14 protein-coding genes are annotated in these 12,866 nt (G+C 61.9%); 6 read left to right on the top strand and 8 right to left on the bottom strand.

The window, feature by feature from the left end; all coding sequences use genetic code 11:
• Nucleotides 1-95: 95 nt before the first annotated feature.
• Nucleotides 96-980: an alpha/beta hydrolase gene (locus JYU29_RS14530; RefSeq protein WP_213985511.1), complete on the top strand. Its 885-nt coding sequence runs from the start codon at nt 96-98 to the stop codon at nt 978-980.
• A 39-nt stretch (nt 981-1,019) separates the two neighbouring features.
• Here the strand turns inward: JYU29_RS14530 and JYU29_RS14525 are convergent, their stop codons facing one another.
• Complete coding sequence (locus JYU29_RS14525) at nt 1,020-1,841, bottom strand: ferredoxin--NADP reductase (RefSeq protein WP_213985510.1); 822 nt, start codon at nt 1,839-1,841, stop codon at nt 1,020-1,022.
• A 280-nt stretch (nt 1,842-2,121) separates the two neighbouring features.
• Between JYU29_RS14525 and pncA the strand changes: the two genes are divergently transcribed.
• Nucleotides 2,122-2,721, top strand: coding sequence for a bifunctional nicotinamidase/pyrazinamidase (pncA, locus tag JYU29_RS14520; protein WP_213985509.1), 600 nt, complete (start codon nt 2,122-2,124; stop codon nt 2,719-2,721).
• A 114-nt stretch (nt 2,722-2,835) separates the two neighbouring features.
• The gene (gene pncB / locus JYU29_RS14515) at nt 2,836-4,143 is read left to right on the top strand and encodes a nicotinate phosphoribosyltransferase (RefSeq protein WP_213985508.1); all 1,308 of its coding nucleotides are present in this window, start codon (nt 2,836-2,838) and stop codon (nt 4,141-4,143) included.
• 9 nt (nt 4,144-4,152) lie between these two features.
• Here the strand turns inward: pncB and JYU29_RS14510 are convergent, their stop codons facing one another.
• From JYU29_RS14510 to JYU29_RS14485, 6 genes are all read right to left on the bottom strand, one after another.
• The gene (locus tag JYU29_RS14510; RefSeq protein WP_213985507.1) at nt 4,153-4,554 is read right to left on the bottom strand and encodes a type II toxin-antitoxin system VapC family toxin; all 402 of its coding nucleotides are present in this window, start codon (nt 4,552-4,554) and stop codon (nt 4,153-4,155) included.
• Entirely contained in the window at nt 4,551-4,823 is a 273-nt protein-coding gene (locus tag JYU29_RS14505) for an AbrB/MazE/SpoVT family DNA-binding domain-containing protein (protein ID WP_213985506.1), read from the bottom strand. The genes JYU29_RS14510 and JYU29_RS14505 overlap by 4 nt, the downstream gene beginning before the upstream one ends.
• 27 nt (nt 4,824-4,850) lie before the next feature.
• Complete coding sequence (locus JYU29_RS14500) at nt 4,851-5,555, bottom strand: glutathione S-transferase N-terminal domain-containing protein (protein WP_213985505.1); 705 nt, start codon at nt 5,553-5,555, stop codon at nt 4,851-4,853.
• 67 nt (nt 5,556-5,622) lie between these two features.
• A complete protein-coding gene (locus JYU29_RS14495; RefSeq protein ID WP_213985504.1) occupies nt 5,623-6,834 on the bottom strand; it encodes a beta-ketoacyl-[acyl-carrier-protein] synthase family protein in 1,212 nt (403 codons plus the stop codon).
• 7 nt (nt 6,835-6,841) lie between these two features.
• The gene (locus tag JYU29_RS14490; RefSeq protein ID WP_213985503.1) at nt 6,842-7,096 is read right to left on the bottom strand and encodes an acyl carrier protein; all 255 of its coding nucleotides are present in this window, start codon (nt 7,094-7,096) and stop codon (nt 6,842-6,844) included.
• Between the two features lie 204 nt (nt 7,097-7,300).
• The gene (locus JYU29_RS14485; RefSeq protein ID WP_213985502.1) at nt 7,301-7,774 is read right to left on the bottom strand and encodes a hypothetical protein; all 474 of its coding nucleotides are present in this window, start codon (nt 7,772-7,774) and stop codon (nt 7,301-7,303) included.
• A 250-nt stretch (nt 7,775-8,024) separates the two neighbouring features.
• On the opposite strand from JYU29_RS14485, the gene JYU29_RS14480 reads away from it, so the two are divergent.
• Both JYU29_RS14480 and JYU29_RS14475 read left to right on the top strand, forming a co-directional pair.
• Nucleotides 8,025-8,720 (top strand): TIGR02117 family protein, encoded by a 696-nt coding sequence (locus JYU29_RS14480; protein ID WP_213985501.1) that lies wholly within the window; start codon nt 8,025-8,027, stop codon nt 8,718-8,720.
• A 110-nt stretch (nt 8,721-8,830) separates the two neighbouring features.
• On the top strand, nt 8,831-9,841 hold the full coding sequence (locus tag JYU29_RS14475) for a YihY/virulence factor BrkB family protein (protein WP_213985500.1): 1,011 nt from the start codon (nt 8,831-8,833) through the stop codon (nt 9,839-9,841).
• Between the two features lie 11 nt (nt 9,842-9,852).
• On the opposite strand, the gene JYU29_RS14470 is transcribed toward JYU29_RS14475, so the two are convergent.
• Nucleotides 9,853-10,509: a nucleoside triphosphate hydrolase gene (locus JYU29_RS14470; RefSeq protein ID WP_213985499.1), complete on the bottom strand. Its 657-nt coding sequence runs from the start codon at nt 10,507-10,509 to the stop codon at nt 9,853-9,855.
• A gap of 162 nt (nt 10,510-10,671) precedes the next feature.
• Here JYU29_RS14470 and JYU29_RS14465 point away from each other — a divergent pair, with 162 nt between their 5' ends.
• Entirely contained in the window at nt 10,672-12,858 is a 2,187-nt protein-coding gene (locus tag JYU29_RS14465; RefSeq protein WP_213985498.1) for an esterase-like activity of phytase family protein, read from the top strand.
• The last annotated feature ends 8 nt before the right edge of the window (nt 12,859-12,866 follow it).

Raw genomic sequence — 12,866 nt, 5'->3', positions numbered from 1 at the left:
CTTTGCCGCGCCGTTTTTCGTTGTTGAGCGCTGAAGCGCGGTGTTGTCGAAAGACAAAAAAGCGGCACTTCTTTTCCGTTCAATCCGGAGCCGCCATGTTCTTGTTGTCTCGCGCCAAAGTGCTGTTCGTGTTGCTGCCCGCCCTGCTCGGCCTGTCCGGCTGTTCATCGCTTGGCGTGCTCAACGCCGTTCTTCCCAAGGATGCCGGTTCGAGCCAGGTCGCTTCTGATGTCGCCTACGGAAGCGATCCGCGCCAGAAGCTGGATGTGTATGCACCGACAAACGAAGCGGCCACGGGCAAGCGCGACGTCGTGGTGTTCGTGTATGGCGGCTCGTGGGACAACGGCTCGCGCAGCAACTATTCCTTTGCCGGCCGGGCCTTTGCCAGCAAGGGCTTCGTGACGGTGATCGGCGATTACCGGCTGGTGCCCGATCACCCCTACCCCGACTTCGTTCAGGACACGGCATCGGTTGTCGCCTGGGCGCATCGCAACGCTGCGCGCTTCGGCGGCGATCCGAACCGCATCTTTCTCGTGGGCCATTCCGCCGGCGCTTATAATGCCGCGATGGTGGCCTTCGCGCCGAACTTCCTGCAGGCGGACGGTGTTTCGCCGGATGTGGTGAAGGGCTTTGCCGGGCTTGCCGGTCCGTATGACTTCCTGCCGCTCGACGTGGATGCCAGCATCGCCGCCTTCGGGCATCTAAGCCCGGATGACTTGCGCTTGAGCCAGCCTATCAACCGGATCGCGAGCGACACCTATGCGCCACCTGCCTTTCTCGCCACCGGCGCCGACGACACAACCGTGCGCCCGCGCAACACGGAACAGCTCGCCGAGGTTCTTCGCGCGCATGGCCATTCGGTTCAAACCAAGATCTATCCCGATCTTGGCCATGCCGGACTGGTGCTGGCGCTGAGCCGGCCCTTGCGGAACAAGGCGCCGGCGCTGGATGATGTTGTGGCGTTCTTTCGCAGCCTATAAGGCGGGGCCTGTAGCCGAGGCCTGTAGGCTAAAGCTCGTTTAGCCGACGAACGCGCGTTCCACCACGAAGTCGGCCGGAGCGGCGTTGGAGCCTTCCACGAAGCCGGCGGCTTCCGCGATATCCTTGACGTCGTTCAACATCGCCATCGAACCGCAGATCATGATGCGGTCGGTGGCGCGATCGAGCGGCGGAACGCCGAGATCGGTGAACAGCGTGCCTTCGGTGATCAGCTTGGTGATGCGACCCATGCGCGGCGAGGTTTCGCGCGTGGTGGTGGCGTAATAGCGCACGCGCCCTTCCACCAGTTCGCCGATCAGCGGATCTTCACGCACGCCGGAAACCAGCTCGTTGCAGTATCTGAGATCGGCCACGTCGCGGCAGGTGTTGGTGACGATGACCTCGTCGAACTTCTCATAGGTTTCGGGATCGCGCAGCAGGCTGGCGAAAGGTGCGAAGCCGGTGCCGGTGGCGATCATGTAAAGGCGCTTGCCCGGCGTCAGCGCATCGAGAACCAGCGTGCCCGTCGACTTCTGGCGCAGCAACACCGTGTCGCCCGGCTGGATCTTCTGGAGGTGCTGGGTCAGCGGACCATCCGGCACCTTGATCGAATAGAATTCCAGCTCTTCGTCCCATGCGGGGCTCGCAACCGAATAAGCGCGGAATACCGGCTTGGCGGCGTTGGGAAGACCGATCATCGCGAATTCGCCGGAGCGGAAACGGAACGTGGCCGGCCGCGTCATGCGGAACGAGAACAGGCTGTCGGTGTAATGGGTGACCGACGTGACGCGCTCTGCGTAAACATTCGCGGGGATCGGGAAGTCCGTGCTTTTGGCGTCGAGCGCCAGGGCTGCGTTCTGCATGCATCCATCCAGTTGCTGGTCGGGTCGCGCATTGCGCGAAAACGGCGGCCAGACCGCCGCCTCTTTGCTTGCGGCGTGATTAGATGAAGATAGGGGCCGGAGCAAGATTTGCACCTTTTGCGGCGCTGAAATCTGACCTTCCAACACGAAGGATTGTTCAGCGCCGTCTGCGCCGGGGAGAATAACGAGGCGGAGGCTGCAAACATCCGAAATCGCCCCACCGCGCCTTGCGATCAACAAACGCGTCCTGCACCTTCCGCTTCGGAACAAGGAGACTGTTATGACAAACGAGGTTCTGATCGTCGTTGATCTGCAAAACGACTTCTGCCCCGGCGGCGCGCTGGCGGTTTCCGATGGCGACGGCATCGTTCCCCTGGTGAACACGATGATCGCCGAAGCCGATCATGTCGTGCTGACGCAGGACTGGCATCCGGCGGGCCATTCCTCCTTTGCTTCGTCGCATGAAGGCCGGGCGCCGTTCGACACGGTCCAGATGCCTTATGGGCGGCAAACGCTGTGGCCGGATCATTGCGTTCAGGGCAGCAAAGGCGCCGCCTTTCATCCCGATCTCGACTGGACGAAGGCCGAACTGGTGATCCGCAAGGGCTTTCGCCCCACGGTCGACAGCTATTCCGCTTTTTTCGAGAACGATCGCACGACGCCAACCGGCCTTGCCGGCTATCTGCGCGAGCGCGGGCTTTCCAGCCTCACGCTTTGCGGGTTGGCGACGGATTTCTGCGTGGCGTTTTCCGCGATCGATGCGGTGAAGCAGGGTTTTGCCGTCAAGGTAAAGCTCGACGCCTGCCGCGGCATCGATCTAGACGGCTCGCTGGACTTCATGATGGACGAGATGCGCGGGGGCGGTGTTCTGCTGGTGTAGCCCCCTTTAGCCCAGCCTTTGTGGACCAACGCGGGCAAGCGGTTTGGCCAGCTTCTTTCCTTTCCGCAAGGTCGGGCTTAAACACGGCACGCAACTGCGGGGAGACACGCCATCATGGCACGAACGGATATTGCGCGCCGGGTCTACAATCACACCTGGAAAGTCGACCCGATCATCCGCAGCCTGCTCGATACCGACTTCTACAAGCTCCTGATGCTGCAGATGATCTGGTCGCTTTATCCGGACGTGGATGCGACCTTTTCGCTGATCAACCGCACCAAGAAGGTGCGGTTGGCCGAGGTGATCGACGAAGGCGAGTTGCGCGAACAGCTTGACCATGCCCGCACCCGCACGCTCTCGAAAAAGGAGCTGATCTGGCTCGCCGGTAATACGTTTTATGGCCGCAAGCAGATCTTCCAGCCGGAATTTCTGGCATGGCTCGCCGATTTCCGGCTGCCCGACTACGAGCTGGCGCGCTCCAGCGACGGTCAATACGAGCTGACCTTCCACGGCAAATGGAAGGAAACGACGCTGTGGGAGATCCCGGCCCTCGCGATCATCAACGAGCTGCGGTCGCGCGCCGCGATCCGCTCGATGGGACCGTTCGCCCTCGATGTGCTTTACGCCCGCGCCAAGGCCAAGACCTGGGACAAGGTCGAGCGGCTGCGCAGCTTTCCCGATCTTCGCATTTCCGACTTCGGCACCCGCCGCCGCCATTCCTTTCTGTGGCAGCGCTGGTGCGTGGAAGCGCTGAAGGAAGGCATCGGCGATGCTTTTACCGGCACGTCCAACGTGTTGCTGGCCATGGATACCGATCTGGAAGCGCTCGGCACCAACGCGCATGAACTGCCGATGGTGGCGTCAGCCCTTGCCACCAGCGACGAAGCGCTGAAAGCCGCGCCCTACAAGGTGCTGCAGGACTGGAACACGCTTTATGGCGGCAACCTGCTGATCGTTCTGCCCGACGCCTATGGCACAACAGCCTTTCTGCGCAACGCGCCAGACTGGCTGGCGGACTGGACCGGCTTTCGCCCCGACAGCGCCCCGCCGATCGAGGGCGGCGAAAAGATCCTGACCTGGTGGAAGGAGCGCGGCCGCGATCCACGCGAAAAGCTGCTGATCTTTTCCGACGGGCTCGATGTTGACACGATCATCGACACCTACAAGCATTTCCAGGGACGCGTGCGCATGTCGTTTGGCTGGGGCACCAATCTCACCAACGACTTCGAAGGCTGTCTGCCCGTCGACAGCGACCGGCTCGATCCGATTTCGCTGGTGTGCAAGGTCACGCAGGCCAATGGGCGTCCGGCCGTGAAACTGTCCGACAATCCCAACAAGGCCACCGGCGAGCCGGCGGAAATCGAGCGCTATCTCAAGCTGTTCGGCACACAGGATCGCGCCGCGAAGGTGGTGAAAGTGTGAGGATGCTTCCTACGGAGCGATGAGCTCGACATCCGGAAAATAGGTCCGGTAGTGGCGCGGATCGCGCGTCAGCAGCGGCAGCCCCTCGATTGCAGCATGGGCGCCGATGAAGAAGTCCGGCAAAACGCCGGTTCGTGTGCCACCACGCTTGCGATAGGTCTGAAACGCCTTGCCGGCGAGAAAGAGGGCTGGTCGAGAAAGCGGCTGAACCAGAGGTCCTGCATCTGCTAGAAAAGCGTCGAGATCCTCTCGACTGGCAAAACCGACGGAAAGTTCGGAGTAAACCACGTCGATGATAAGGAGCCGACCTCGCGATCGTGCTTCGGCAAGAGCCTCAAACGACCATTGCGCCCAAGCATCACCCTTCAACACATCGAGGAAGATGTTGGTATCGACCAGTGTAGCCGTCACACTTCGCCTCGAGACATCTCCATGATTTCATCCGTCGTCGGCCCATCACGAAGATAGCCAATCCATTTGGCGAGGGGATCGGCTTCTGGTGCCTCCTCGGACCGCACCAAAGTCACCTTGCCGCCGGCATCGGTTTCGAAATCCACTGCCATGCCCGGCGTGATGCCGAGCTGTTTGCGCACGGCTTCGGGCAGGCGGACCAGACCATCTTCTCTTACAATTTCCGACATCGCAGCCTCCGTGTTCCGCATCAAGGTAATGCGGAACACGGGTTATCGCCAGCCTTGGCTTGAGGCTCAGCCTCGCGCGGGAATGTTCAGGCCCTTCTGGCTTGCCGGGCGTTCTTCGGCGCGCGCGACCCAGTCCTGAACGTTGCGAAGCGAGCCGAAGCCCAACTCGTCACCGGCCTTGTAGAACACGGTCAAACCGCGCACCCATGGGAAGATCGCGATGTCGGCGATCGTGTAGTCATCGCCCATCAGCCACTGGCGACCTTCCAGGCGCTGTTCCAGCACGCCGAGGAGGCGCTTGGTTTCGTCGCGATAGCGATGCATCGGCCGCTTGTCCTCGATTGCCTTGCCGGCATGGGCGAAGAAATAGCCGAACTGGCCGAACATCGGTCCGATATGGCCGACCTGGAAAAACGTCCATTGCAGCGTCTGGTAGCGCAAAGCGGGATCGGCCGGCAGGAGCTTGCCGGTCTTTTCGGCGAGGTAGGTCAGGATCGCGCCGGATTCGAACAGTTCGAGCGGCTTGCCGCCCGGTCCGTTCGGGTCGATGATCGAGGGGATCTTGCCATTGGGGTTGAGCGCCAGGAATTCCGGTCCCCAGGTTTCATTCTTCGTGATGTCGACCGTATGCGCCTCGTAAGGCAGATCGAGTTCCTCGAGCGCGATGGAGACCTTCACGCCGTTGGGCGTGGGAAAGGAATAAAGCTGGATACGGTCGGGGTGCTGGGCAGGCCAGCGCTTCGCAACGGGAAAATCAGACAGATCGGTCATCGGTAATCCTTTTGAGATCGGCAATAACACCGACATAGGATTCACCGGAGCCGTTTGACAGATGCGCTCAGACCGCCTTCACCGCGACCACGGCGTTGGTGCCGCCAAAGGCAAAGGCGTTGGACAGGGCGGCGCGCACGCGACGTTCCCTGGCGACATTGGGGGTGACGTCGAGATCGCAGGCGGGATCGGCTTCGCGGTAGTTGATCGTGGGCGGAACGATGCTTTCGCGGATCGCCATCACGCAGGCCAGCATTTCCAGGGCACCGGAAGCGCCCAGCGCATGGCCGTGCATGGATTTGGTGGACGAGACGGACAAGGCAGCGGCCGCGTTTGCGAATACGCGCTTGATCGCTGTTGTTTCGATCTGGTCGTTGGCTGATGTGCCGGTGCCGTGGGCGTTGAGATAATCGATGTCTTCCGGCGCCAGACCGGCATCGCGCAAACAGGAGGTCATGGCTGCGGCCGGACCCTCGACGGTGGGGGCCACGATATCGGACGCATCCGCCGACAAGCCGACGCCGGCCAGTTCGGCCAGAATGGTCGCGCCGCGCTTTCGGGCGTGCTCCTCGGTTTCCAGAACCACCATGCCGGCGCCCTCGCCGATCACCAGACCCTGGCGATCGGCGGAAAACGGCCGGCACGTATCGGGCGACAGAACGCGCAGCGCTTCCCAGGCCTTCAAAACGCCGAAAGACAGCGGTGCATCTGTTCCGCCGGCCACCATCACATCGGCGCGGCCAAGCAGGAGCTGGTCCATTGCGGACGCAAAGGCGTGATTGGCGGAAGCGCAGGCCGAGGTCAGGCCGAACACCGGACCGCGCAGCCCAAGCTCCATCGACACCTGGCCGGCCGGTGCGCTTGGCATGATGCGCGGCACGGTGAAGACGTTGGGCCGCAGCTTTCCTTCCACCAGCATGGCGCGGTAGTTTTCGTCCACGGTCTGGGCGCCATAAACGCCCGTACCGATCGCGGCGCCGATACGCGTGCTCGTTTGCTCGTCGACCTCGACGCCCGCCTGGGTGAAGGCCTGCCGGGCGGCAAGGATCGCCAGCAGGCTGAAGCGATCCATGGTGATCAAGCGCCGTCGATCCAAGCCATGATCCGGCAGCGCCTTGATCTCGGCACCGACCTTCACATGAAGCGCGGATGTATCGGTGTTTTCCAGCACGCCGATGCCCGACGTGCCCGTCTTCATGGACGACCAGATCGCCTCGACATCGAGGCCCAGCGCGCAGATGCCGCCAAGGCCGGTTATGACGATGCGCGGTCTTGCCATTAAAGGATCAGGCTTTCTGTTCGACGAGCGTGCGCACGGCAGCGACGATGTCGCCGACATTGCGCAGGTTGTTCCAGGCCTCGGCCGTGTTCATCTCGACGTGAATGTCGTACTCATCCTCGATATCAAAGATGATCTCGGTCAATTCGAGGGAATGAATGCCGAGCGAGCTCAACTCGCTTTCAGGCGTGACGCTGCCGGGCTCCAATTCGCCGTGACGCTCGATCTTTGCGATAATGTCGTCAGCAAGCGCATCAGCCATCGAAGCTCATCCCCGTTCAACCGCGTTTATCCAGGAAGCGGCCGCATTGGTCATCTGTTTTGACGAAAACACCGCTTCACAACCGGTATAGGAGAGGCTTGGGCCGCAAAGCAACCTCGCTGTCCTCAACACGCAAGCCCCGTGACACGGCCTGCCGGGCCGGGAGGCTCGAACTGCGCGCGATGAGGGCAGATCGCCCGGTGCTTATTGGGTCGGTTTGACGGCTGCGGCGTAGATCACCGCCTTGTTGTTCTGGAACTCGATGGCCAGCACATCGCGCAAGATCACCTGACGCGAGTTGAGCGCATGATAGAGCATGGCGTTGCCCTCGATCTCCTTGCGCAAACGCAGCACGTCGTCCTTCTTTTCCGTGAGCTTGGCTTCGATCGCATCCGGCGGCCCGCCTTCGGTGGGCGCGGCATCGGCGAGAAACACGATCTCGACTTCGTCCAGCATCGTGGTCTTGCGCACGGTCGAGATGTTGTCGGTCGATTTGTCGATCGCAGCGATGACCTTTTCGGGGTCCGCCGCGGCCTTCGTTTCCTCCTGATGCACCGGCGTGCCGACGATCGCTTCGATCGTTTCGGGACTTTCCAGGCCCTGCGCGACGGAAACGTCCGTGTTCAGGAACGCGAGAAGTGCAGCTGTTGAAGCCAGGATTTGCGCATGGCGAGCCATAGGGCAGAACCTCGTTTTTATGGTCGTTCTCAGGCGATGAGGCCCAACGACGACGGTCGGATCAGGGTTGCGAGGGAGGTCGCCTTCTCTACCTCGGGGCAATAAGTGGGAGGATAGGACGCCAAGACAAGCCTACCTTGCGTCGCCGCACGCGAAGAGCCGTGTTTATTGGCGCTTCAAGCGCCGCCGCCTTGGCCGCGCCATTCTTGTGGCGCAACGGCTCTTCGATGATCAGTCACGAGGTCGGTTCTTGAAGAAGCTGCTTGCCGGTCTCCTGTTGCTCATCCTGCTTTTTGTCGCGGCGGGCGCTGCGGGTACGTTCATCGCGGTGCCGTTCAACGAACCGCCCGCACCCGTTAGCCGGGCAGAGCCCAAGCCGCGCGAAATCCTGATCCTGTCGAACCCGATCCACACCGACATCGCGCTGCGGCTCGATGCCGAGACGCTCGCGCAGTTCGGCTTTCTCGAAGACGCCGGCGTGCAGCTGCATCATCCCGATGCGCAATGGCTGATCTTTGGATGGGGCGGGCGATCCTTCTACATGGAAACGCCGACCTGGGCCGACCTCAAGCCGATGCCGTTGTTCAAGGGGCTGACGATCGATCACTCCGTGATGCATGTCGATCTGGCTGGAGCGATCGATGTGACGCAGCCTTGGGTGACGCCACTTACGATCGACGATGCGCAGCTTCACTCGATGATGGATTTCATCGCCGGCAGTTTTATCCGAACCGATAACCAGGTCGCTTCGATCGGCAGCTATGGGGCGTTCGACCACTTCTTCGAAGCCAAGGGCCGATTCAACGCCTTGTTCGGCTGCAATACCTGGACTGCCCAGGCGCTGCGCACGGGCGGTCTGCGGACCGGCTTGTGGAACCCGATCCCGCAAAGCCTCGCCTTGTCGTTGAAGCTCTTTAATCCCGAAAACACGTTTCAAAGCCCCTAGCCGGGGCATCTCGCACATTTTTGCCGCATTTTAGCCTGGCGGCGGGAACCTGCCTTGTTCATCTCGCGTTTGCGAATGGGCATCAAAACCAGGCGGGGCAGTGTACGAGTATGGCGGGTTCAACAACGGTGGCGGGTAAATACGAGAAGCGGGCGTCCGAGACAGGGCGCGGACGCGAGGCCGAGACGCCCACCCAGATCCCCGCCAAGGGATGGCTGGACATCGGCTGGCGCATCTATTCCTCCGTCATGGAAGACCGCATCCTGCTGATCGCGGCCGGCGCGACCTTCTATCTGCTGCTTGCTCTGTTCCCTGCACTCGCGGCCTTTGTTTCGGTTTACGGCTTCGTTGCCGATCCGCGCACCGTGGCCGATCAGGTCGCTTATCTCGGCGCCATGCTGCCGCAGGGCTCGATCGACATGATCCAGGCGCAGCTGCAGGCGCTGACGACGCAGGAAACCAGCTCGCTTTCGCTCAGCTTCATCTTCGGTCTCGGCATAGCGCTCTGGAGTGCGAACAACGGCGTGAAAGCCCTGTTCGAGGCCATGAACGTCGCCTACCGCGAGGAAGAAACGCGCTCCTTTATTCGCGTCAACCTCGTGTCCTTCATGTTCACCCTGGGCGCGATCGTGATCGGCATCCTGATGATCACGATGGTCGGCGTGGTTCCCGCGCTGCTTGCTTTCCTTCATATCGACAGCTGGACAGAGACCATCGTCAAGGTTCTTCGCTGGCCCGTGATCTTCTTGTTCATCGGCACGGGGATCACGCTGATCTATCGGTATGGCGCGGATCGCGAGCCGGCCAAGCTCCGCTGGCTGACCTGGGGCGCAGGTTTCTCGACCATCGTATGGTTGGTCACGTCGATCCTGTTTTCCTGGTATCTCGAAAACTTCGCCGATTACAACGCGACCTATGGCACGCTTGGCGCGGTGATCGGCTTCATGACCTGGACCTGGATTTCCTGCATCATCCTGATCGTGGGTGCCGAGATCAACGGCGAGATGGAACATCAGACCGTGATGGACACCACCACGGGCGAGCCGAAGCCCATGGGCACACGCGGTGCCGTAATGGCTGACACGGTCGGCGTTGCTTCCGACGAGAAGCCGACCACCTGATCTCTCCTCGATCAGCCCTGCGCGTCGACGGGCTGATCAACCTCCTGCGCCGGCGTGCTGACAACGAGGTCGGCGGGACGCTGGTGCGCAAGAACCCGGTCAATGTTCGGCCGGTCGTTGAATGCAATCCAGGCCAGTCCTTCCGCATCGGACTTGCCATGGAAGCGCCAGCGCTCGACGAGCCGTTGTTCGAGCGTGGCGACCGGCACGTCCAGCATGATCGTCCAATCGAACAACGGACCGAGCGTCGACCATGGCGCTTCGTCCAGCAAGAGGTAGTTGCCTTCAACCAGAATAAAGCGCGTGTCGGCTGAGATGATGTCTGCGCCGGCGCGCGACAGTTCCATCGTGCGGTCGAACACGGGAATGGCGATCTCGGCCTCGTCATGGGCGCGGATGCGCTTCAACAAGACCTGGAAGCCGCCGAAGTCGAAGGTTTCGGGCGCGCCCTTGCGGGATCGAAGGCCGCGCCTTTCCAGCACAACATCGTCGTAATGGAAGCCGTCCATCGGCACGACCACCGTTTCACCGGCCGGCAGAAGCGTTTGCAGTTCGGCTGCCAGCGTGGACTTGCCTGAACCGGGCGGCCCGGCGATGGCCACGACGAAGCGCTGGTGGTTCTGCGCCCGGCGAACGATCTGTGATGCAATGGCGCCCCGTTCCGACATGGTGCTTCTCCTCCCCCATCAGCCTGAGATGCGTAAAGGCTTCGAACAAAGCAAGCTGGGTTGCAGGTCCCGTCTCGCGCCTGCCGGACGGCCGGCTGTCATTCGCCCGTCATGACGCGGCTTCTAAGGAGCCCCTGACGCATCATTATCGGGGGTTTATCCATGCCGCGCAAAACCATTCTCGCACCGCTCGCAGCCTCGTTGCTGCTCGCCACCAGTCTTTCGGCGGGCGCCGAGCCGTTCTTCGACCGTATCGCCACCATGATGGTGCGCGACAACCTGCCGGACGGCGGCAAGGGCGTGAAGGAAGCGGTTGCCGAGATCATTTCGGTCAGCGAAGACGGCGTGACGCTGGTTTACACCGATGCACCCGGCAAGCAGATCGGCATGATCGACCTGAAAGACCCGGCCAATCCGAAGCCGATGGGTACGGTTGCGGTCGGCGGCGAGCCGACTTCGGTGAAGATCGTGGGCGGTACGGCCTATGTCGCCGTGGACCAGACGGAAGATTTCACCAAGCCCGCCGGCAAGCTGGTGGCCGTCGATATCGCCGCCAAGACGGCTGGAGCGGAATGCAAGCTGCCGGGCCAGCCGGACTCGGTTGCCGCCAGCAGCGATGGTGCGTTTCTGGCGATCGCCATGGAAAACCAGCGCGACGAGGACCTCAACGACGGCGCCCTGCCGCAGCTTCCGGCCGGCAGCCTGGTGACGGTGAAACTCGGCGACACGCTGGATTGCGCGGCGATCACCGAGATCGCGCTGACCGGCCTCGACGGTGTCGTCGCGGCGGACGATCCGGAGCCGGAATTCGTTGATATCAACGACAAGGGCGAGATCGCGCTGTCCTTGCAGGAAAACAACGCGATCCTGATCATCGACGGCATCACGGGCAAGGTCACCAGCCATTTTGATGCCGGCACGGTCAGCCTCGACCGGATCGACACGCAAAAGGATGGCGTGATTGACCTGTCCGGCTCAATGAAGGATGTGCCGCGCGAGCCCGATGGCCTCGCCTGGATCGGCGATGACCGCATCATCACCGCCAACGAAGGCGACTGGAAGGGCGGCACGCGCGGCTTCACCATCTTCAATCGTGACGGAACAGTCGCCTTCGATGCGGGCAACACGCTCGAGCACGAGATCGTTTCGCTCGGTCACTACCCCGAAAAGCGCAACAAGAAGGGGATCGAGATCGAGGGCGTGGCCGTCGGTCAGTATGGTGACGAGGACCTTCTCTTTGTCGGCTCCGAACGCGCTTCGGTGATCGCCGTTTATCGCGACAACGGCAACACGCCGGAACTGCTGCAGGTGCTGCCCGGCGGCATCGGGCCGGAGGGCCTGCTTGCTATCCCACAGCGCAACCTGTTCGTGACCGCAACCGAAACCGACCTTACGGAAGACGGCGGTATCGGTGGCCAGGTCGTGGTTTACGAGCGTGGCGAGCGGCCGGCGCCCGCTTACCCGACCATCCGCTCCGAAAAGGGCGAAAACGGCCTGCCGATCGCCTGGGGCGCCTTGTCCGGTCTTGCTGCCGATCCAGCCAAGCCCGGCCAGCTTTATGCCGTGACCGACAGCGTTTACGGCGCCGCGCCGCGCATCCTGACCGTCGATGCGACGCAGAAGCCGGCACGCATCACGGCCGAGCTGACGGTGACCCGCGACAACAAGCCGGCTGCCGATCTCGACCTGGAAGGCATTGCGATCGCTGAACAAGGCGGCTTCTGGCTGGCTTCCGAAGGCAACACCAAAGAGCGCAAGAACCTGCTGCTTCATGTCGATGCTCAAGGCGCGATCAAAGAGGAAATCGAGCTTCCAGCCGATGTGGCCGCAACCGCCACGTCGTCGGGCTTCGAGGGCGTGACGGTGACCGGCGAAGGCGACGAGCAGCTGATCTGGCTGGCGCAGCAGCGTCCATGGAAGGGTGATGCGGAAAACGAGGTCAAACTGTTCGCCTACAAGCCGGCTACGAAGGAATGGGGCGCGGTGCGCTACCAGCTCGATCCCAAAGGCGCCGGCTGGGTCGGATTGTCCGAGATCACCGCTGCCGGTGACCGCGTGATCCTGATCGAGCGCGACAATCTGCTGGGTGCCGATGCCAAGCTGAAAAAGCTCTATTCGGTGGCTTTGGCCGACATGAAGCCGGCACCGCTGGGTGGGGATCTGCCGCTTGTGGAGAAGACCGTCTTGCACGACCTCCTGCCGGATATGCAGGCGCCGAAGGGTTATGTGCTCGACAAGATCGAAGGCTTCACGATCGACGCCGATGGCGAGGCCTTTGCCGTTACCGACAATGACGGCGTGGACGACGCGTCGGGCGAAACGCAGTTCCTGCGGCTCGGCAAGCTCTAAGCTTCACC

It is taken from the genome of Tianweitania aestuarii (assembly GCF_018457165.1).
Taxonomy (GTDB): Bacteria; Pseudomonadota; Alphaproteobacteria; order Rhizobiales; family Rhizobiaceae; genus Tianweitania; species Tianweitania aestuarii.
Note: the sequence above shows the minus strand (reverse complement) of the source record. Positions and strands in the feature narration are given on the sequence as shown.